The sequence below is a fragment of the Aliikangiella litoralis genome, assembly GCF_052495765.1.
The window spans coordinates 5,352,376-5,375,500 of sequence record NZ_CP199292.1 but is presented as its reverse complement, the minus strand read 5'-3'; the positions used below and the strand labels follow the sequence as shown (position 1 = coordinate 5,375,500).

Genomic DNA, 23,125 nt, shown 5'->3' with positions numbered 1-23,125 from the left:
ATATTTAAATGAAGGTTCAACTATTATTAATATTGACTCTTAATTTTATTTCTAGCCATAGCTTTTCTAAAGAGCTACCTGGAAAAAAGTGTAATAAACAACCGAATCGAAATGAAGTGCTTCAACCTGGTCGTTTAGATTATATAAAGCCTGAGATGAGGCAGGTAAAAAAAGGTAAATTTTTTGTCGATCAGCAAACAGGTTTATGCGTTAAGCGTATTACCGATCATAAAAATGAACCTCCTGAAACTTTTGCGAGAATTGATTATGCTCGCCGACAAGCGTTTAATGCAGATAGTTCTTTAATTTTAGTTTATTCGATGAGTGGCTACTGGCATCTTTATAATGCTAAATCAGGACGCTATTACAAGCAGCTAAATGGGCCTACGACTGATGCTGAATTATATTGGGACCCAGTTAAACCTCAAATTATTTATTACACTGCACCTTATGGCGGCTTAAAAATTCATGAGTTAAATGTCAGGAATAATCAGTCAAGGGTGGTTGCAGACTTTAGAAACCGTTTACCTTGGAGAGATGCTGCTAGGGTGTGGACTAAGTCAGAAGGTAGGCCATCTGCCGATGGTCGCTACTGGGGCTTTCAGGTTGAGACGGAAGACTATCAACCTTTAGGTTTGCTGACCTGGGATAAAGAAAAAGACTCAGTAATCGCGACATGGGATTTTTCTATGCATCAAGCAGGAAGACCAGATCATACTTCAATGAGTCCATCTGGTGAATACATTGTAGCTTCTTGGAATGAAAGTAAGTTAGGAACAATGGCTTTTACTAAGGACTTTAGACGTCGAGTGAAGCTGCATCATAAATCTGAACATTCTGATTTGGTGTTATTACCTAATGGCCATGATGCTTATGTTTCAATTGATTATCAAAGTAATGGTGGACCTGTCTTTATGGTAGAAATTCAAACAGGTGAGCGAACGAATCTGTTTGATAGTTATATTAATGGTACGGTTTCAGCTTTCCATTTTTCTGGTACAGCATACAAAAAGCCTGGCTGGGTTTTGATCTCTAGTTACGGCTCTTATGCCGATAAACCGAAACATTGGTTGCATGAAAGAATTTTTGCGATCGATCTTAGTTTGCCATCACAAGTTTATACATTGGCGAATCATCATTCTGCTGGCTCCGATTACTGGACTGAGCCACATGCTACAGTCAATCAAGATTTCTCTAAAGTGGTATTCAACTCTAACCTTGGGAAAAAGCCTGAAACCGATATTGATATCTACCAAATTGAAATACCAAAATTTGCTAAGTTAGCAAAAAAGAAAAGTCATTCAAGTAAAAAAGTTGATGAATCTCACTCAAAGTTTAATCGTGACAAAGTACGGGCTTTTAACGCATTAGAAGACAGTAAAATATTGTTTGTTGGTAATACGCTTACAGGACATTTTGATATTCCTAAGCTATTGAAAAAAATGGCTGAAGAAAAAGAAATTAAGTTAACGGTTGATACGGAAATTTATGGTGGTAAGTATTTTAAAGATCATTACGAAAGGATTTCCACAGCTCAAAAAATTAAATCAGGTAATTATAATATTGTGGTTTTACAAGGCGGTGAATACGGCGCTATTTCTGATACAGACGGCTTTTTTAAATATGGTGGTTTATTAGGCGATATGGTGAGGGATTCCAATAAAGAGCTTGTTTATTATATGACCTGGCATCATCGAGATTACTTCAAAACAGAAGCTGAGTTAGTAAAGAAAAACTATATGAAGTTAGCCAATAAAAAGAATGACTTTTTAGTACCTGTTGGTATAGCGTTTGCTAAAGTAACAGCAGAGCACCCAGATATTGAGTTATTTTTTGATGGCACTTATCAAAATCAAAATGGCGCTTATTTATCTGCATTGATGTTTTATGCTTATTTATTTAAGCAAGATCCCCTTGAATTAGATTTTAATGCTGAAATTGACTCTAACAATGCTCGAATTTTTAAGCGTGTTGTAAAGCAAGTTTTGGAAGAATATCAAAGATAAATACCTAACCTCATATATGCTCTCCTCCGATATTGCAAGGTCAAATAGTTTGATAACAGGGACAGGTTTGCTGTCATATATGAGGTTACCTGGTTCATTTTGCCTTCCTTTCTATAATTTTATTATCTACTGCTGTTAGGGACTGCTCTACAATTACAACTGCTTACCCTCTTCAAACAAGGCACTCATTGTGTGCTGTTGTAATCAGCTTCTCGTTCCTTGTAGAGGAAATAGTTTAGTTTTCTATTGAGTATTATTGTAAGGCAGAGGCTGCTAGTAAGCATGTATGCTTGTATTATTTATGTTTAGAAAAGCAAAGACACCCTCAATGGGGTGTCTTTAAATTAAAGGGTAAGTTTTTTTATTACTGAGCAGGGGCAATTTTAGGTACTGCACCTTCGGGTAACTTTACTTGGTAAATGTCAATATTGGTGTCTGAGTCAATTTCCCAGTTAGAGTTAAAAACTACTCTAGTGAAATCTTGATTGACTGTAGCATGAGGCTCAGTCCAGTAACCATTCTCTTTTGAGTGGTGATGTGCAATTTGTAGTATTCTTGGGTTAGCTTTTAGTTCAACTGCAAAAACTTTATCGTGCATCCATACTGCACTGCCATCATTGGTAGCAGAGCCGCCATAAGTTGAAACTAGAGCCCATCCTGGGTTTTTATAAGCTTTACCTGAAAAATGGAAAGCTGTTGCGCTACCTTTGATATAGGACTCAAATAACAATGTTCTTACACCTGTTTGTATTTCTACCATAAATACATCACCTGCGTTTGATTGGTAATCAACCGCAACATAGGCATCGTTACCATTAGGTAGTAGAGCTAAATCTGAATGCTCTGATTTGCTGTGTAGTTTAACTTGTTTAGAAAAGTCTCTAGAAAAGGCTGTTGTGCCAAAATTATTTCCATCCCATGAGGCAACAATGTATTCACCAGATGGGCTCATTGAAGTATGGTCTGGGCGTCCTACTCCATTATCACTAAAGTCCCAGGTTCCAACGATGATATCTTTATCTTTGTCCCATACCATTAGACCTAAACCTTGATGGTTTTCTGTTTCAACTTGCATTCCCCAGTAGCGCCCATCAGCAGAACTAGTTCCCTCTGCTTTAGTCCATGCTCTGGCTGCGTTAGACCAAGGAAGGCGGTTAGTGAAGTTTCCAATTAGCCGGCTCGTATTTGAACTTACCGTTAGTTCATATACCTTCATGCTGCCATAAGTGCCTGTGTAATACATAAGGTCAGGGTTACTGCTGTCCCAACGAAGGTCGGCATCTGAAGCTGGGCCATTAAGCTTTTTCAAGTATGCACCACTGTTAGCATCATAGATATGCCAGAATCCATCATTCGCAAGTGCAAGTAACAGGGTATCATTAGCGTTAAACGCTTGCTTTCGTGAATATTCGGCTCTAGCAAAGCCATTAGGATTTTCATTTTGGTGATCGGTCATTCTAACAACGCAAGTGTTAAATACGGGATCTTTTAGCTCAACACCTTTGCGCGGCTTAACGGAGCTAGTAACTTTAGTACTATTCAAACCTGTAACTAGCTGATAGCTTTCAGTATAAAAATCAGCGCAGATGCTTCCGGTAGTCGAGATAGTTGTGAAACTCCAGTTTGCACCATTTATCTGTTTTTGAGAGTCAGATGATTCGTCGACAGAAACTTTTATTAAAGCTCCAGGATTAAAAGGTGAGCTTGGTGTAAAAACAAGTCGATCTTCAACAACTAAAGTTTGTCCTGCGACTGTGTTATTATCTTGGGTTACTTGCATATCGATGCTGACATCAGAGTTATCAACATTTTCACTAAAAGTCACCGTAATGGCCTGAGATAGAGCTATATTGTTTGATAAGTCTAGCGGTGAACTACTCGCAATAGATATGGCTGATGAAATTCCTATAGTTGTAAATTCAATGTTTGTTGCTTCAAGCTGTTTATCTGAAATGGTGCCAGAAATCCTAATTGAGTATTCCGTTGATGGTGTTAATTCACTTTCAGGGAAAAAATAGATGGTATCTCCACTTACGTTATAGTCACCAGGAACTACTTCTCCTCCAGTACGTACTGCAAAACTAAGGTTTAAATCTGAGCTTTCAATGACTTCAGAGTAAGTGACACTAATTGCAGCGTTGAGCTCAACAGCAGATGCATTGTCATAAGGGGTCGAGTTAATAAAATTAACTCTTTGCGCTGATGTTGGAGTCGAGTTTGTGGTAGTAAAATCAATGCTCGTGGCTTCAAGTTGCTTGTTTGAGAGTGAGCCTGATACTGATACTGAATAATCGGTACCAGGGATCAGTTGATTTGATGGCGTAAAGCTGATTGTGTCGCCATTTATCGCATATTCGCCTGCGATTGTTACATTGCCTGAATGCATAGAAAAATTAAGGTTTAAATCAGAGCTCTCGATAGTTTCAGCATATTTAATGCTAATAGGTGTATCTAATTCTATCGCTGATGCGTCATCATAAGGAATTGACTCAACCACTTCGATTGATTGTGATACTTGTTCGGTATTATCGGCAGCGTTTTCTTCGTCATCGTCTTTATCACATCCAGTAAGCATCAAAAGTAATGAAAGACTAGCTGCGGTCATTGCATATTGGATATTTGAACGTATAAATCTGTACATAATTAATTATTCTCGTATATGCGAATTTAATAATGATATTGTAATATTACTATTTACAGATAGTTATATCGGTTACAAAGCTAAAACTTAACCCCTTACATTGTAATATTGAGAAATACATCTCACTTTTGAGCGACATCATCATCAACATTAAAAAAATGCTGAATATTATTGCTAGTGCTAGTTAGTTTTATTGCCTATTTAACACTTGAGTTTAATGTTGGACTATTTGCTTTGTATTGCCCTAAATCATTAATTACTAATTATTTTCTAATGTTGATAGTAACCTAATGAGCCAATCGAGTCGATATTTAGATTATGATAATTAATTGATAAAACGCGATAAAATATATAATAGAGATAATTGTTAATATAGGTCGCTTTTGTGAACAAATTATATTAGTTTTGACTAAATAATCGATTTGAATCGGTGAAATTAAAGTATAATATCTGGACTGTAATTGCATAGAGCTATGGAATATTTGCTTGATTGATGAGTTAACTACTAAATTATGCTTTTTTGGGGTTTGGCTGAATTTATATAAGCTAGTAACTGTGACAAACATATCTTTATCACTTATTGATAGATCGGATTTAACTATAAGCTATTAGAATGAATATCAAAAAAGTTGTTATTTTATATAGTGCTCAAAGCCAGTCTGATCTTGCATTATCGGTTATACGGTGTCTGGAAAGGACTAGGGAGTATAAAGTATTTGTTTTAGGTCAAGGCGACTCTGCTAATGTTAAATACTCCAAAGGTCTTAAGCTTTTCGATGAAAAATTTAATTTTTCAGATTCTGAGAAGCTGCTCAGCTTAATTCAGCAGATTGCTACTCAGTACCAACTTGATGTGCTTTTACCTATTTGTGAAAAGTCTATTCAGTTTTGCAAAGCCAATGAAAATGAACTTGTTCGCTATCTCAAATTAGTTGATGTTCCTGAAGTTGAAGCAATGAATATTGCATCGGACAAGTCTAAACTAGCTGATTTTTGTAAAAACAACAACTTTCCTGTCCCTGAGATATATAAACCACTTGAAGATGATAATTACCGTTTTCCTATAATAGCAAAGCCTGTCACAGGCCATTCGGGCGGGCATGGTATTCAGTGTTTAGTAAATAACGAAGAATTAGTGGAGCATTTAAATAATGCAAAGCTGGAGAGTGGGCAATATTTATACCAATCGAAGATAAATGGTTATGATATTGGTGTTTCAGTGCTTTGCAAAAATGGCGAAATAAAAGCGATGACTGTTCAAGAACAGGTCGGAGATAAGCGTAATCCTTTTGGCCCTTTGGAGAGGCTGAAATTTGTAAAAAAAGAAGAATTGGAGTTGGTGATAGTTGAGTTAATGAAAAAGCTTAACTGGTCAGGTGTTGCACATATTGATTGCTGTGTTGATAAAGATACCCAGAAAATCTATATCTTAGAGATAAACCCAAGGTATTGGCAAAGTTTGATTGCTTCATATATAGCAGGCGTTAATTTTGCTGACTTAGCCTGTAAAATGGCTTTGGGACATAGGGTTGAGCTGAAAGAGTACCAATTAATCACTTTTGGCCCTATACGCCATGGTTTTAAGTTAAAGGCCCAGAGCCGATTAAAAACAGTATTGCCTATAGTACTTAGAGACTGGAAACCCGTCTTGTTTAGTAAACTATCTAATGTAAAGCGAGCACTTACTCACGTTTCAGATTAAATCAATTATTAAACAGTTATTTAATAGATTACCTGCCTACAACAAAAATTAAATATTGCTTCAGTAAAAAAAAATCCAAATAATTATCAAATCGAGTTAGAATTGATGGCCTTTTTACAGGTAAGTTCATTCATTAGCAGACAACAACAAGGATATTGGCACATTTATCGTGCGAATTTAATAATAAATAGACTATGCAACAGAATCAAAAAATTAAAATAACAAAAATACATAAAGTAAATTCAGTTGATTTTATTACAAAAGTTTTTGAGCTTTATCAGGCAAGAAAAGTTTTCGCCATTTCAAATGAAAGCAATCAGAATTTGGCTGATAAGATTGGTTTAGTTGATGACGAAATTTTACCAAAACCCGGCGGAGGCTGGGTGAAAACCTCTTTGAATCCAATTAAAGAAAATATCCCTGCTCAAATTACCTTCTCATCTGGTACGCAGGGTGAGCCCAAAGCTATTGTTCTTTCTCATTTAGCTTTAGCGGATGTCGTTGAGCGGTTAAATCGTTTAATGCAAGTTGATAGTTCTATTAAGGAGTATGTTGGGGTCCCCGTTACTTACTCCTTTGGTCTGGGTCGTTGTCGAGCTGTTGCGACTGTTGGGGGATCATTTTATATTCCAGAGAATGGATTTAACCCCACTGAAATTGCTCATATGCTAGAGCAAGGTGAAATTAATGCAATATCTGCGGTTCCTAGCTTGTGGCGTATTTTGTTAAGTCAGCCGCAAGTGATTGGTCAGTCTGGCACTAAGGTTCGTTGGATTGAAATTGGTAGTCAATGGATGAGTGTCGAAGAAAAGCAGCAAATGAAGCAGCTGTTTCCTAATGCTTGTATTGTGCAACATTATGGTTTAACTGAAGCATCAAGAACTTCTTTACTAGAAGTTTCTGCGGTTGAGGGAGATAAATTGGATTCAGTTGGAATAGTTGATACACCAATTGAAATAAAAATAGATGACAACTCTAATATTTGTATAAAAGGTGAACATTTAGCCTTAGGGGAACTCATCAATGGTGAGTTAAAAACCTTGAGTAATTCTGATGGTTGGTTGGTAACTCGCGACTCTGGAAAGGTGTCAGCAGATGGCTATTTGTACTTTTTAGGCCGTACAGATGATTTGATTAACTGTAGTGGTATTAAAGTTGACCCTGAAAGCCTTGAGCGAGAAGTCAACGCTAAACTTGATGGTGAACCTGTTGTTCTTGTTGGTATTAAAGATGAGCAGCGCGGAGAGGGTTTTCTCGCTGTGAAGTCAAATGAATCACAAAGTGATGAGCAAATTAAGCAGTTAATACATGCTGAGTTGTTGTTATTAGGAGTTAATGCATTATCTGCAATAAAAGTCACTTATTTAAGCCAGTTACCAATGACCGAGACTGGCAAAGTAAAGCGTAAACAAATCGCTCAAACCTATGTTCCTCCGAAAGCATCTAAGCTAAAGAGTGGAAAAGTCACCGGTGTCATTAATATTTATCGTTCTTTGTTTGATGAAGAAAATATGACTGAAGATGATTCATTTAAATCTTTAGGTGGAGATTCTTTAAATTATGTTCAAGCATCTGTAATGCTAGAGCAATATTTAGGCGGTGTTCCAGATAATTGGGACTTAATGTCTATTCGTGAACTTGAAAAGTCTAAAACTAAAGTGAAGGGGTTTTGGACTAAAATTGAAATGAGTATTTTTCTACGTGCATTAGCTATATTGTGTGTGGTTGCAACGCATAGTGGTATTGAGGTACTAGGAGGAGGTACTTTATTACTCATTTTTCTAGTTGGGTTTAACATGGCTAGATTTCGCTTTGATGATTTTAGGGAAGATGGTGCATGGCGCTCTATATTTAGATATTCAATTACCTTACTCGTTCCTTATTACTTACTCACAATAGTCTACTTTGCCTGGAATCGTTCTTTTGAAATTGATGTCATTCTACTTTATGCTAATTTAATGATCGCTAAAATAACGGTTATATTTCCATTTTGGTTCGTTCAAATTTTAGTTCAATGTTTAGTGATTATTGGATTGTTATTTAGTATCAAAAGCATTAGAGATAAGATGAAAGAGTCACCTTGGCTATTTTCATACATTTTTTTACTAGGCTTTATTGGGATCCGAATTTTATATCCTTATATTTGGGAAACTGCACATCTTAATGATTTAGTTCCTATTCGTTTCATTGCGCATATCTGGTTAGGTTGGTGTATTTATTTGTGCGCTACAGAAAACCAGAAATTAATTACAGCATTAACTGGTGTAACTTTTGCTTTCATTGACACTGGCACAGATTTAGAGACTGGTTGGCTTATTATTGGATCATTAACATTGCCGTACATACGTTTTGTTCCTGTTCCATCTTTATTTAAGCGTGGATTAAATGCCATTGCAGAAGCAACTTTTTATATCTTTATTTTCAATGGTATTTTAATTTACCTGTTCATTCATATATTTAAAATTGACTCTTCTATTTTAGCTTTTTTCGCGGGGCTAATTGGTTCTATGGTCGGTTGGTGGATTTTAGAAAGAAAAAGAATTCCGGCAATTATTTTTAATAAATTAAGAAATAAGAAGCAGCCGCTTTAGCGGACAATATTATGCAATATAAAATTATTCGTAAGATTGAAGCGTTAGATGAATATGCCGAGCAATATGATGCCTTTTTAGACAAGCATCTTCCTGATGAGTTAGTGTATTATCGAAGAGGTCATTTAAAAGCTGTTATTCCTTGGTTATCAACATTGGTTGAAGTTTGTATAGTATTAGTTTTTAAAGACAATGACGAAATCATAGGCGTTGCGCCTTTTCAAGTGATTAAGCGCCATCCTTTATATTTAAAAAATAAAAGGCTTCAGTTTTTAGGTACAAAAAGCCACCTTTTATGTGCTAGTTATGGCGGTATTGTTGCCAATTCTGCAACTGGCTTAAGTCAGGTTATTAGTGAGTCTTTAGCAAAAGCCATGAACGATGAACAGTTTGTTCAATGGGATGAGTATTATTTTGAAAATGCTTATACTGGTTCTAATTTAGGTATCTGGGAGTCAGCTTTGGGTTCTAGTCTCCAAGTGATAGAAAATCATTCAGTTTGCCATCGTACAGATGTCTCTATTGATATTGATGATTTCATTAAAAGCACGCTTAAACGAAAAGTCAGAGGGGAGTTGAAAAGGGCGACCAAAGCTATTAACTCTGAACTACCAGCCAACAGCTTTAAAATTGCAACAGAAATGAGTGATGAGTTGTTTAACAAAATAGCTTGTGTTCACTCTGAACGTCAAAAAGTAAAACGAGATGTTGGTGATTTGGAACGACAAAGTTTATTTGACTCTGCAGAAGAAGTTCAAGCTTGTCGTGACTTGCTTAAATGGGCTAGTGAAGAGAAACGACTGAGGTGTTACTATTTAGAGGATGAAGGTGAATTAATTGCATTTAAATTGTGTATTAATCATAACCAGATAACGCATGTGTTGATTATTGGTTTTAATCCTAAATACTCGCGCTTTTCGCCGAGTAAACTTTTAGCCATTAAAATGTTTGAGGCCGAAAAAGAGCAATATCAAACGACTAATGTGGACTTTTTGGCGGATACTAATTTGTTTAAAAAACAACTGGCACCGATTATTGTTAAGCGCTTTATCTATTTTGGTTTCAATCAAAATAAACTATCAAGTCGTATACGTTGGTTGCTTATTAAATTAACCACAAAGTTGATTAATTTAATAAAAAGGTAATGCTAGTTTTTATCTTTTTTGTGAAACTTATTAATTAAAAGTCTACAACACTTAGCGATTTGATAAATCACTGATGAGAATAGACCGATGGGAAATATAAAAGTGTGCACTGGTGTTGAGTTTGGTTTCCAAGGAGCGAGCCATGTTGGACCTGTGACAAAGCTTATTTTTTTTACTTTTCCTTCAATTTGAGCGTTTTCCATCGCTTTATATATCAGCACATGGCTTGGAGATAAATTAGAATATTCTTGAAGGTAACAAACTTTTGCTAAAGACAATGTATCGTTATTAATAAAACAAAAGTGCGCAGCAATAGGCATGTTGTTTAAATAGTAACAGTTGAGTTGAATGTTATCTTTATTGTTCTTAAAGAGTGAATGGTAGAATGCAAGTAGGTGTTTATTGAGCATAATCGCTGAATTTGAACCTTGTTTACCTTTCCAGCCTGAGGCTTCTATTTCAAGAAAGCTTCTGATTTGCTCTTGAGTAATATCCTTACCTTTTGTGAATGAAAACTCAACAGCCCCTTCTTTTTGTGATTTTCGAAGTAATCGATTAATGTTTTTTAAGTGCCTTTTAGGAATAATTTCAGGTAAGGGAGTTTGGTCAAAATGGATATATTTAGATTCGGATGTTTGCCAATTGAAGGCACTGATTTTATGTTGAGAATTAATCAATGTGGCCAACTGGCTATCTTTTTTCAGTTTGGGTAGACAAAAAACTGACAAAGCTGGAAGTTGGCTTTTTAACGTGTACAGTGACTTAAGAATGGCTGATTCATATTCTACTTCATAGAGAATACCATTTAAGTCAACATGAGGGTGCTCCAGTGAACCTATTTCATAATAACTGATCCCTAAAAAAGTCCGGTGACGCTTTTCCCAAGGAAGTAATCCAATGAGCTTATTTCCATTAAATGCCAGTATCAAAAATGGAGTGACTTCTGAATCGGTTATATGTTTAAAGTAAGCTCGATAAAAATAAAAATTGGTGTAAAAACTAGCACCTAATTTCTGCTGAAGATCAAGCCAAGGCTGCTGTATTTCTGAGAACTGTTTACGGTCAGCTACAACTTTTATTGTTAGATTATCTAAATTGTCCATAAATCTTTAATTCTTAAAGCACCTATCAAATCCTAAGTATTATGTAAGTTGTACCGGGTTGTATTATTTCTATTTTTACTAGTCATTTTTACATTGTGCAGTATATAGCAATCCTAATATTAAAAGAAGGCAAATATCCTATTTTGCTATATTAAATGCTGAATAATTTCTATTGACTGGCTCACAATTTATAGCATCGTAATAATTGAAAATAATTGTAATGTTATAGGTTTCACATTAATCTTAGTTGAAATAAATGATTTATGGTTTGTTAATATCTATATCAGTTAATACCAAAAAGCGAATTAATTTTATGTACATCATTTCTTTTTCTTAAATATATTGCTTAAGGCTATATATTAACGTTGTCACCTATTTATTACGATTTAATTGGAGAAAAATGACATTATTTTAATAAATGGCATTTTTTATTGGCAATTGTCATAATTTTGTCATGAATAACAGGAAAAATAGCTAACCGTGATTATTGTCACTGAATATTAGCTAAACCAACATTTATGTTGATATTACGTAATTATTTGAGTGATTTCTAGTTTATTTAATGGATGAAGTTAAATGCCAAAGCAAATCTTATTAGTTGAAGACGAACAGCCCATTCGAGAAATGTTACGTTATGCATTAGAAAGGGATGGTTATGTAATACAAGAGGCTGAAAGCGCAGGTTCAGCAAGAGAACTTCTGGCTAGAAATCGGCCAGATTTGTTGATTGTTGATTGGATGATGCCTGGTGAAAGTGGAATTGATTTTATCAAGCGTTTACGTAAAGACGAAATATTAGCTGATTTGCCTGTGATCATGTTGACTGCAAGAGTTGAGGAAATGGATAAAGTTAAGGGATTAGATTGCGGGGCAGACGATTATTTAACTAAACCTGTTGGTATTAAAGAATTAATGGCGCGAATAAAAGCTTTATTGCGTCGCACTTCCCAAGCTAATGAAGATGATTTAATTATTGCAGATGGTTTAGAGTTAAATTTGGCCACTAACCAGTTATCAATAGAAAATGTCGATGTACATATCGGCCATACTGAATTTTCATTGTTGCAGTTTTTTATCGAACATAAAAACCGTGTTTATTCGCGAGCACAATTATTAGATTTTGTATGGGGGCAAGCTGTTTATATTGAAGAAAGAACAGTTGATGTTCATGTATTAAGGCTCAGAAAAATTCTTAAGCCATTTGGAAAAGATGCACTTATCAAAACTGTCCGTGGCATGGGCTATATGTTTAGCCAAAAGAAAACTGCTTAAAAGTTAAGGGGTAGCTGGATGAATAATGCCTGGACAATAGAGATATCCAGAATTTTTATATTAACAATTGTAGCAATTCTCTTTGGTTTAGTTTCTGGAGAGTGGGTTCTGGCAATATTGTTGACATGCTTTATTTATATCACATGGATGTTAGTACAAATTAGAGCGTTGGAACGTTGGATTAGGTTAGGGGCTAAAAATCAGTTAGCTTTGGATTCTAGTGGTATATGGCAGCTAATTGTCCAACATATTGTTTATGCTCAGAGAAAAAATAAAGAAAGAAAAAAGCGACTCAGCTTTATGGCAAGGCGGTTTGAAGCCACTATTGCAGCGTTACCTGAGGCTACTATTGTTATTAATGCACATCGAGAAATTGAGCTAACCAACCATGCGGCTGAAGAAATCTTAGGGATTGAAAAGCGTCGGGATTTAGGACAAAGAATTGATAACTTAATTAGAGATCCATTGTTACAAAAGTTAATTGAATCTGATAATACGCCCGAGCAAGTTGAGATGGAATCTCCGGTTGATCAACATAAAACCTTATCCGTAACTTGTGTTGATTTTGGTGAAGAGCAGAAACTGATCACTGCAAGAGATATTAGTCAAAGAATAGCCGTACACAAACTGCGTAAAGCCTTTATTGCCAACGCTTCACATGAATTAAGAACGCCTTTAACCGTTATTACAGGATATCTTGAATTGCTTGAATCTGAGCCAGAAATGTCAGATATTGTCCGTAAGCAAATTACCAATGCCAGTCATCAGGCTTCGAGAATGCAGAAAATATTAGAAGATCTATTAACTTTATCTAAATTAGAAGAAAAAGGTTATGATAAAGATTCTGGTAATATTGTTGATATGCCTAGCCTGATCCAGAAGATGGTGGTTGACTTTGAAAAAACAAAGGCTAAAGGAACTCACCAAATTAATGTAGAAATTGATCAGACGTTACAGATTAAAGCGGTCGAAAATGAGCTGTATAGTTTGTGCCAAAATTTGCTCAACAATGCTGTTAAGTACTCACCCGAAGGTTCTACTATTAAAGTGTGTTGGCAAAGGAAGAGTGACGGGTACGCTTATTTTAGTGTTACAGATAATGGAGAAGGTGTTGCTCCTGAACACATTTCAAGACTAACAGAGCGCTTTTATCGAGTAAATGTTAATCGTTCGCGTCAAATTGGTGGGACAGGTTTGGGTTTATCTATCGTTAAGCACATCTTAGAAAATCACGGAGGGTATTTAGATATTCAAAGTGAATTGGGTCAAGGGTCAACTTTTACTGCTTATTTTCCTAAGTATCGCATTAGTGAGCTTGAAGTACACAAAATATCATGAATTAGTGCACGTAAACTTAATTATTTTTACCAAAGGCTTGCAATCTATTCTTAAATCCGTTAATTTCTAAATGGCTGCATGACAGCGTTGTCATGAGGTTGTTTTTATCATAAAAAGTCTTGCTTTGTACCTTTTAGCTGATTGAATACCTATTCAATCAGCTTTTTTATGAAAATTGTTTGTTGATATCGCTGATATCTATGCCAATGAATAGCTATACTCATTTCTGTTGCAACGCGTAGCAATGTAAGACAAACATTAGGTAAATATAGCTTCGGCCATCTAGAATAATATAAAACTAATAGAGAATATAAGACTCATAAAATTGTTGGGGTATTTGTGTTTAAAAATTCAAAATTCATATTTAAAAAAAATACCATTAACCTATGTAAACGTTTATTCAAATACTTAAAGTTAAAAGTTATTGTTAATCGCGTTAAGTTTTTTCTATCTGTAATTTCACTGATAACAAGTTTCATCATAACAGGATGTGATAACCAAGCCGACACTACGACAAAGAGCATTAACCAACAGTCATCGCACTATCTTAATAATAAAAAAACTGAACAACAAAAAATAGAGCAGGATAAAGTTAAAAATTTTGCAAAAAACTTACAGGTTAGTTATGAAGTTTTAGATAATCGACCCGATAAAGATTGTGATAAAGCATTAGGTGATGGTAATTGTTTTTTAGCTCAATTAAGTTTAAAGCTAACGACTCCAATTGAATTAAAAAACTGGCGTATTTATTTTTCTTTTATGACGCCGATTCAACAAGACTATAGCGAAGAATTTAATATCGTTCACTATAATGGTGATTTACATTATTTAGAACCGACAGATTTATTTGTGGGGTGGCAGAAAACCAACAATATTGATGTTAAATTTAAAGCGACTTTTTGGCAGATTTCCGAGTTTGATGTACCTCCTAATTTTTACCTGGTTGTTGGCGATAATAACCCTATAGTCATTGACTCGACTCAGAGCATTATTGATCCCGATACTCAGCAAGAAAGCCTTCCTTTTGTAAAACCAATGACCGATGCAGAAAAACAGTTTAAAAGAAGTAAAGATGATTTATCTGAATGGGCTTCTGCGGAAAGTAACTACCAACGTAATTTACAGCAAAAATTAGTTAAAATAGATGTAAAAAAACGAATTATTCCAAAGCCAATACAGTTAGAAGTTGTTTCTGAAAGTACCGAATTAGATATTAGTGAAGGTTTTTATTTACAAAAAAATGATTTTTTATTTAAAGCTTCTAATCCTGCATTTGCTCGTTTAAGTCGATTAGGTGTAGCAATACAAGCTGATAAAGGCGTCCAACTTAATATTATTAATACCCCAGCAATTAAAGGTGACGAAAGTTATCAATTGAATATATCGGCTAAACAGATTGATATTTTTTCAGCAACTGATACTGGGGCTTTTTATGGACTTCAATCAATTGCCAGTTTAATCGATATTAAACATAAAAAGTTACCTATACTAAAAGTCAACGATCAGCCTCGCTTTGAATTTCGCGGTTTTCATTTAGATGTTGCTAGAAATTTTCGTAGTAAAAAATTCATCCTAAAATTGCTCGATCAAATGGCGGCCTATAAATTAAATAAATTGCATTTACATTTAGGTGACGATGAAGGTTGGCGGTTGGAAATCAATGGTCTGCCTGAGTTAACTCAGGTAGGAGCTTTTCGATGCCATGATTTAACGGAGTCAAGTTGCTTATTGCCTCAACTGGGTAGTGGTCCGAGTATGAATAATGAAAACAGTGGCTTTTATTCATTAGGCGATTATCAGCAAATCTTACAAGCAGCGCAAGCGCGTAATATTGAGGTAATCCCATCTTTTGACATGCCTGGCCATTCACGTGCCGCAGTAAAATCAATGGAGGCCAGATATAAAAAATATCAAGCAGAAGGTAAAGTTGAATATGCAGAAGAATATTTGCTTTCGGATCTGAATGACAAAAGTCAATATCGTTCTGTTCAGTTTTATAACGACAACACATTAAATGTATGTCGAGAGTCTACTTATCACTTTGTCGAAAAAGTCATTGATGAAGTCGTTAAGCTTCATCAACAAGCTGGCGTACCTTTAAAGACTTATCATATTGGTGCTGATGAAACTGCTGGCGCATGGAAAGCTTCGCCTTTGTGTAAAGCTTTTATAAAACAAAATGATTTAAAAGTGACGGAGTTAAGTGACTACTTTATTCGAAGAGTATCGGCATTACTTGCACAAAGAAATATTCAAGTTGCTGGTTGGAGTGATGGTATTGGGCACATAGCCGCGGAGCAGATGCCAGCGAATGTGCAAGCCAATGCTTGGACGCCTCTTTTTTGGCAGGGACATAAAGTTGCGCATACTATGGCCAATAAAAATTGGAAGGTCGTTGTTTCAGTGCCCGATGTTACTTATTTTGATTTTCCCTACGCAGCCGATCCAAAAGAGCGAGGGTATTATTGGGGAAGCCGTTTTACCAATACTCGGCAGATTTTCAATTTTATGCCCGAAAATTTACCATTACATGCTGAAGTATGGACTGATCGACAGGGGCAGCCTTATTTAGCTGATGATAGGCACTCTTCAGGAGAAGAAGTTCAACCAGACAAGCAAGAATCAATACACCATCAGACACAAGCTCACTATCAACCTTTAATGCCAGATAAAAGATTTTATGGTATTCAGGGGCATTTGTGGGGGGAGATGACTCGTTCAGATGAATTAGCAGAGTATATGATATTTCCAAGATTAGTGGCATTAGCTGAGCGAGCATGGCATCGAGCTGCATGGGAGCCTGAATATGATCATTCTGGAAGGCTTTATTCATCAAAAACAAAGTATTTTCCAAAAGAAAACCAATTAAATAGAGATAAAAGTTGGAATGAGTTTGCTAATGCATTAGCACAAAAAGAGTTGGCCAAAATGGATATTGAAAAACTGATGTACCGAATTCCAACGGTAGGCGGCATAGTTAAAGAAAATAAGCTTTTTATTAACAGCCCTTTTCCTGGTTTGATACTAGAGTATCGATTAGATGAACAAGATTGGCAGGTTTATCCTGATAATTTGGATGGAATAAAGGTTAAACAGGGACAAACCATCTGGGTTAGAGCAAAATCACCAGATAGATTGCGAGCAGGTAGAGCGTTAAGAGTAAAAAATATAATGACAGCGCTGTCATTATAAGGTAATCTAACTTATCACTTACTTATTTGTTCAATTATTTGAACTTAATTTTGAGGGCCGCGTGTGGCGTTTTCCGCAGGTATGGATAATAAATTTTATTTAGGCATCGACGGTGGTGGCAGTAAATGCCGTGCTGTTATAGCATCTTTCGATAGAAAAATTTTAGGTGAGGGCTTAGGCGGGCCAGCCAACCCGATGCATGGTTTTCAAAAAACAATCGGTTCAATTTTAGATGCAACCGATCAAGCATTGATTAATGCCGGTATGACACCCGCTAATAAGAGAAATTTAATTGCTGGGATTGGCTTAGCTGGGGTAAATTTTCCTGCGCTTTTTCGTCAGGTAAACCAATGGGAACATCCTTTTCATGAGATGTATTTAACCACTGATTTAGATATTGCCAATATTGGTGCTCATGATGCTAATGAAGGTGCAGTTATTATTGTTGGGACTGGATCATGTGGCTATAGCAGCACTGGTGGAGAAAAAGCTATTTTAGGCGGCTTAGGTTTTCCTATTGGTGATCAAGCAAGTGGCGCATGGATGGGACTTGAAGCGATTAAACATAGTATTTTAGTGCTAGATGGATTCGAATCACCTTCGTTAATGTCTCAAATGTTAATCCAAAAGCTCGCAGTAAAAGATGCGCTATCATTGTCAGAACAGATCGCAGGGCGTTCATCTCGTGAGTTTGCTAAATTGGCTTCACTTGTTTTTAAAGCTGCCGATCAAGGTGATCAAGTTGCCAAGAAAATAGTTAATGATGGTATTAATTATATTATTAAAATGTCACAGGTTTTATTGAATAGTCACCCAAAGCGTTTGTGTATGATTGGTGGACTAGCAAAATTTATTTTGCCTCGTTTACCTAAAGATTTAGCTTGCCAGTTTGTTGAACCAATACTACAACCTGAAGTCGGTGCGTTGCGTTTTGCTGAGCAACGTTGGTGTGTTGAGCATAAAAAAAGTGCTCAAGTTTAATGGAGGTAGTCAAGATGAATCATGAATTAGATATTAAAAATCAAGTGAAAACATCAACTGAATTAACCAGTTTAATGGCAAAAGAAGCGAGGGAGGCTGGTGAAAAAATAAAAGGACAGTTGCAAAGTAATAAAAAGTTAATGCAAGAACTTGCTGAACAGTTAAAAGCTTATAAACCACAATCAGTAATGATTGTTGGTCGTGGTTCTTCCGATCATGCGGGAGTATTTGCAAAATATTTAATTGAAATTGAATCGGGTATTCCTACTTTTTCGGCTGCACCTTCAATTGCGACCATTTATAACAAACCGCTTAAATTAACTAAAACTTTAGTTATTATTATTTCACAGTCAGGACGTAGCCCAGATATTTTAGAACAAGCGAGACAGGCAAAGTCTAGTGGCGCATTTTGTATTGCTTTACTCAATGATGAAACTGCACCACTCGCTGAAATCGTTGATTATGTTGTTCCGTTAGCCGTTGGTAAGGAGTTATCTGTAGCGGCGACTAAAAGTTACTTAGCAACCCTGTCTGCAATTTTACAACTCGTTGCTTATTGGCACGATGACGAAGCTTTAATTGAAGCTTTGGGACGGTTGCCTGATGATTTAAAACAGGTAGTAGAAGCAAATGCTCAGCTCCATTTTCTCGATCTTGAAGCAACTAAAAACTTAGTTGTTTTAGGACGAGGTTTAGGTTACGCCATTAGTAAAGAAATTGCATTGAAACTAAAAGAAGTGTGTGGAATACATGCTGAAGCTTTTAGTAGCGCAGAGTTTTTACATGGGCCTGTGACTTTAGTGGAAGATAAAATTAAAGTGCTTGATGTGCAAGTAAAAGATGAGTCGCACCAGTTTCATTCTGATCAAATTAACGACATTATCGCAAGAGGTGGTAATTTGGTTCACTTACATCAGATTATTAATAGTATGCACCCAAGAGTTGCACCGCTGGCTGTTTTACAACGATTCTATTTAGACATTGAAAAAATCGCTGTAGAAAGAGGTTTAAATCCTGATGATCCTGCTGGTCTTAAAAAAGTGACAGAGACGCTTTAATGAATAGTTTCAGTTTATCGGTTAAATCATTATTTGATGGCGATAAATTTATTGCCAACTCTGAAGTTGTTGTTGAGCAAGGGATTATTAAAGATATTGTTGTTCGTGATAAAGCCGTTTTAAATCCACTGCAAAATGAATTGATAGAAGATACACTTGTCGCTGGTTTTATTGATGTTCAGGTTAATGGGGGCGGTAACTGTTTGTTCAATCAATCACCTGACTATGCGAGCCTGTTACAAATTGGTCAGGCCCATCATCAGTATGGAACAACTGGCTGGTTACCTACATTAGTGACAGATTCTTATGAAAAAATGTCACTAGCTGCTGATGCAGTTGCGCTTGCACAAACTAAAGAACTAACAGATATTTTAGGCATTCATTTTGAAGGCCCTCACTTGTCGATTAACAAAAAAGGAATTCATAAAGCTGAGCTAGTGAGGGAAATATCGGAAAAGGAAATCGATATTTTTTGTCGACAGGATTTAGGTAAAGTTGTTGTTACGCTAGCGGCGGAAAATGTCGCACCGCAAGCAATTAAAAAACTGGTTGAGGCCGGTGTGATTGTTTGTTTAGGTCATAGCGATGCAAGTTTTGAACAAACACAATTGGCACTAGAAGCAGGCGCAAGTGGTTTTACTCATTTGTTTAATGCAATGTCTCCTATGACATCTCGTGCGCCGGGAGTTGTTGGAGCGGCATTGCTCGATCAAGATAGCTGGTGTGGCCTGATCGTTGATGGTATACATGTTCATCCTGCGACCGCGCAAATTGCATTAAAAGCGAAAGATAATATTATGTTGGTGACTGATGCAATGCCACCTGTTGGTAGTAAAAAAGTAAGCTTTGAGTTTTTTGGGCAAACAATTACACGTGATGGTGATCAATTAACTGATCAGCAGGGGCGATTAGCTGGATCGGCATTAGATATGGCTAGTGCGGTAAGAAATAGCTTACGAATGTTAAACTGCTCAGCAGCAAGAGCGCTTAATATGGCATCGCTTAATCCGGCAAAATTTTTGGGGTTAGAACTGCAAATAGGAAGTTTGCAAATTGGCAAGCAAGCCAATATGGTTTTACTAAATAAAAAGTGCGAAGTTAAATCTGCTTGGATTGATGGTATTCAAGTTGTTTAATCGCGAGAATAAATATTGGAGAAAATAATGGATCAAGAAGCAATTGCGCTCGGGACACTCGATTATATTATTATTTTAGGGTTTATCGGTTTAATTATTAGTATCGGGTTATATTTTAGTAAGCGAGCAAAAAGTACCAGCGACTTTTTTCTTGGTGGAAGAAGTTTACCTTGGGTGTTAGCGGGAACTTCAATGGTTGCGACAACATTTGCAGCAGATACTCCTTTAGCAGTAACTGAACTGGTTAAGCAGGGGGGGATCGCTGGTAACTGGATGTGGTGGAATTTACTTGCAGGCGGCATGTTAACAACATTCTTCTTTGCAAAGTATTGGCGGCGCGCTGAAATATTAACAGATGTTGAACTGATCAATATTCGTTATTCAGGAAAAGAAGCAAGATTTTTGCGTGGTTTTAAAGCCATTTACATGGGCGTTTTTGTTAATGCATTAATTATCGGCTGGGTTAATCTGGCGTTAATGAGTTTATTACAAGTTTTCTTTGGAATCTCCGCACAAGAGTCTCTATTTTGGACATTAGGGGCGATGTTTGTGGTATTCGTCTATTCCGGTTTTTCTGGTTTGTTAGGTGTTGTTTACACCGATTTTGTTCAATTTATTATTGCAATGACAGGTAGCATTGTGTTGGCTGTAATGGTTATTAATTCTGATCAAATTGGTGGTATTGATGGTTTGAAAAATACACTTCCACCAGAAGCATTAAGTTTCTTCCCTAATTTTGGTAGTGAAGATGGCCCTTCTACTGCGGGTATATTATCTGTCAGTGTTGGTAGCTTTTTAGCTTTTATTATTTTACCGTGGTGGAATTCATGGTATCCAGGTGCTGAGCCTGGGGGCGGTGGTTATGTTGTACAACGAATGATGAGCGCAAAAGATGAAAAAAATGCGGTGTATGCAAATTTATACTTTCAAATTGCACATTATTGTATTCGCCCTTGGCCTTGGGTGTTGGTTGCGCTGAGTACACTAATTCTTTATCCAGAACTTCAAGGCAGTGAAGCTAAACTAGGCTATGTTTTAGCAATGAAAGACTTTTTGCCAGTGGGTTTAAAAGGATTATTATTAGCCGCTTTTTTCGCTGCTTATATGAGCACCACCGCTTCTCAGCTTAACTGGGGAACCAGTTATATTATCAATGACTTTTATCGTCCATTTATTAAACAAGATGCGACTGAAAAGCAATTAGTTAATACTTCAAGATTATCAGTACTGGCAATGATTTTAGTGGCTTTTGGAGTGACTTCTCAAATTAATTCAATAGCGGCAGTATGGAATTTTCTTTTACAGACCGGAGCCGGTTTAGGATTGGTACTTATTCTTCGTTGGTACTGGTGGCGCATTAATGCCTGGACTGAAATTGCTGGAACAATCGCCCCATTTGTCGGGTATGCGATTGTGACTTATGGTTTTGCTCAGCATCTTGATCCATCTTGGGGATTACCAATTATTGAAAATCCTAAAGGCTTTTTATTTACGATTATATTTACTATTAGTGTGTGGCTAATTGTAACTTTTATGACGTCGCCAACCGATGAAAAAGTATTACAAGCTTTTTATGATAAGATTCAGCCTGCAGGCAACTGGAAGCCATTTCAAAGGTCTCAAGTCAATGAAACACATTTGTTTAAACTGATTGTTTTGTGGATTTCGGCCGTTGTTATGGCTTACAGTATTTTGTTTACAACGGGTAGTTTGATTTTTAAAAACTGGACTGAAATGTTTATTTACTTAGCTATATTTATCACTTCATTAATCTGTGTAAAAATATTAGCTAATAAGGTTAAAGTTTTTGAATAAACTAACCCAATGCCAGCTATAGCTAATAAAAAAAGACTTTTATCATTAGACGCATTGCGCGGTTTTGATATGATTTGGATTCTGGGCGCTGAAGGTCTCTTCAGTGCCCTTTTTGTTTTAACGGGGTGGTCTGTTTGGCAGAGTTTATCGAACCAGTTTGTTCATAGTGAGTGGCATGGCTTTACTTTTTATGATCTCATCTTTCCATTATTTATTTTTTTATCAGGAGTAACGCTAGGGATAGCTAATAAAAGCTTAATTAAGCTACCTTATTCCCAACGGTTACCTATTTATAAAAAAGCATTCACTCGTGTGATATTACTTTGTATATTTGGAGTGGTTTATAACCACGGTTGGGGAACGGGTATTCCCATTGATGCTGAAAAAATACGTTATGCCAGCGTATTAATGCGTATTGCCATAGCCTGGTTTTTTTGTGCGCTTATTGTTTGGCATTTTTCTTTTAAATGGCAGGTATTGATTACTTTAGGTATATTAATTTTTTATTGGCTATGGTTGTGTTTTATACCAACTCCCGATGGTCATACGGGAGTATTAACTATTGATCAGTCATGGAACAGCTGGGTTGATCAACATTGGTTGCCAGGAATTACTTACCGTGCAATGGCTACTGATCCCGAAGGATTACTCTCCCATTTTCCTGCGATCACTAATGCTTTATTAGGGGCATTTGCTGGTCGATTATTAATACTTCAAGCATTAAGCAACTCGAAGCGTATCAAGTGGTTAGTGGTTGCTAGTATAAGTTGCTTGGTTCTTGGTTATTTATGGGCACAGTTTTTTCCGCTGAATAAAGTATTGTGGACAAGTTCTTTTGCTCTTGTCACTACAGGTTGGAGTGGATTATTACTGGCGTTATTTTATTTTATCATTGATGTTTGCAACTGGCGTACATTAGGTATTATTTTTGCTGTAGTGGGAGCTAATGCGATTTTGCTTTATTTATTGAGTAGCATCATGAATTGGGAGTATTTAAAGCTGAGTTTATTCGGCGGCATTATCAATGAAGCAACGCCGAGTTGGCAACCATTAATGAGCGTTTGTTTTTCTATTGTCATTCAATGGTTAATTGCTTGGTATCTTTATTCTAAAAATATATTGTTCAAGGTTTAACATGGTAGTCA

The 23,125-nt window shown here is 36.2% G+C and carries 14 protein-coding genes; 12 read left to right on the top strand and 2 right to left on the bottom strand.

The genetic code is table 11. The features are described from left to right. The first annotated feature begins 8 nt into the window (after positions 1-8). Positions 9-2,006: a hypothetical protein gene (locus ACT5E3_RS22455; RefSeq protein WP_444995797.1), complete on the top strand. Its 1,998-nt coding sequence runs from the start codon at positions 9-11 to the stop codon at positions 2,004-2,006. A gap of 364 nt (positions 2,007-2,370) precedes the next feature. On the opposite strand, the gene ACT5E3_RS22450 is transcribed toward ACT5E3_RS22455, so the two are convergent. Next, positions 2,371-4,647, bottom strand: coding sequence for an Ig-like domain-containing protein (locus ACT5E3_RS22450; protein ID WP_444995796.1), 2,277 nt, complete (start codon positions 4,645-4,647; stop codon positions 2,371-2,373). Between the two features lie 613 nt (positions 4,648-5,260). Between ACT5E3_RS22450 and ACT5E3_RS22445 the strand changes: the two genes are divergently transcribed. The 3 genes from ACT5E3_RS22445 (at position 5,261) to ACT5E3_RS22435 (ending at position 10,085) form a co-directional block, all read left to right on the top strand. Further along, on the top strand, positions 5,261-6,349 hold the full coding sequence (locus ACT5E3_RS22445) for an ATP-grasp domain-containing protein (RefSeq protein ID WP_444995795.1): 1,089 nt from the start codon (positions 5,261-5,263) through the stop codon (positions 6,347-6,349). A gap of 194 nt (positions 6,350-6,543) precedes the next feature. Beyond that, positions 6,544-8,940, top strand: coding sequence for an AMP-binding protein (locus ACT5E3_RS22440; RefSeq protein ID WP_444995794.1), 2,397 nt, complete (start codon positions 6,544-6,546; stop codon positions 8,938-8,940). An 11-nt stretch (positions 8,941-8,951) separates the two neighbouring features. After that, positions 8,952-10,085 carry a GNAT family N-acetyltransferase gene (locus ACT5E3_RS22435; RefSeq protein ID WP_444995793.1) on the top strand — a complete coding sequence of 378 codons (1,134 nt, stop codon included), beginning with the start codon at positions 8,952-8,954 and terminating at the stop codon, positions 10,083-10,085. Positions 10,086-10,087: 2 nt separating this feature from the next. On the opposite strand, the gene ACT5E3_RS22430 is transcribed toward ACT5E3_RS22435, so the two are convergent. Further along, positions 10,088-11,188, bottom strand: a complete 1,101-nt coding sequence (locus ACT5E3_RS22430) for a GNAT family N-acetyltransferase (RefSeq protein WP_444995792.1) — start codon at positions 11,186-11,188, stop codon at positions 10,088-10,090. Positions 11,189-11,764: 576 nt separating this feature from the next. Between ACT5E3_RS22430 and phoB the strand changes: the two genes are divergently transcribed. The 8 genes from phoB (at position 11,765) to nagX (ending at position 23,114) form a co-directional block, all read left to right on the top strand. Then, complete coding sequence (gene phoB, locus ACT5E3_RS22425) at positions 11,765-12,460, top strand: phosphate regulon transcriptional regulator PhoB (protein ID WP_444995791.1); 696 nt, start codon at positions 11,765-11,767, stop codon at positions 12,458-12,460. 18 nt (positions 12,461-12,478) lie between these two features. Continuing rightward, the gene (gene phoR, locus ACT5E3_RS22420) at positions 12,479-13,798 is read left to right on the top strand and encodes a phosphate regulon sensor histidine kinase PhoR (RefSeq protein WP_444995790.1); all 1,320 of its coding nucleotides are present in this window, start codon (positions 12,479-12,481) and stop codon (positions 13,796-13,798) included. 339 nt (positions 13,799-14,137) lie between these two features. Beyond that, a complete protein-coding gene (locus ACT5E3_RS22415; RefSeq protein WP_444995789.1) occupies positions 14,138-16,990 on the top strand; it encodes a family 20 glycosylhydrolase in 2,853 nt (950 codons plus the stop codon). An 81-nt stretch (positions 16,991-17,071) separates the two neighbouring features. Further along, entirely contained in the window at positions 17,072-17,971 is a 900-nt protein-coding gene (gene nagK / locus ACT5E3_RS22410; protein WP_444995788.1) for an N-acetylglucosamine kinase, read from the top strand. 14 nt (positions 17,972-17,985) lie between these two features. Next, positions 17,986-19,029: a glucosamine-6-phosphate deaminase NagB-II gene (gene nagB-II, locus ACT5E3_RS22405; RefSeq protein ID WP_444995787.1), complete on the top strand. Its 1,044-nt coding sequence runs from the start codon at positions 17,986-17,988 to the stop codon at positions 19,027-19,029. Next, positions 19,029-20,165 (top strand): N-acetylglucosamine-6-phosphate deacetylase, encoded by a 1,137-nt coding sequence (nagA, locus tag ACT5E3_RS22400; RefSeq protein ID WP_444995786.1) that lies wholly within the window; start codon positions 19,029-19,031, stop codon positions 20,163-20,165. The genes nagB-II and nagA overlap by 1 nt, the downstream gene beginning before the upstream one ends. 27 nt (positions 20,166-20,192) lie before the next feature. Next, complete coding sequence (locus ACT5E3_RS22395) at positions 20,193-21,980, top strand: sodium:solute symporter family protein (protein WP_444995785.1); 1,788 nt, start codon at positions 20,193-20,195, stop codon at positions 21,978-21,980. Positions 21,981-22,049: 69 nt separating this feature from the next. After that, positions 22,050-23,114 (top strand): transmembrane glucosamine N-acetyltransferase NagX, encoded by a 1,065-nt coding sequence (gene nagX, locus ACT5E3_RS22390; protein WP_444995784.1) that lies wholly within the window; start codon positions 22,050-22,052, stop codon positions 23,112-23,114. Positions 23,115-23,125 lie beyond the last annotated feature (11 nt).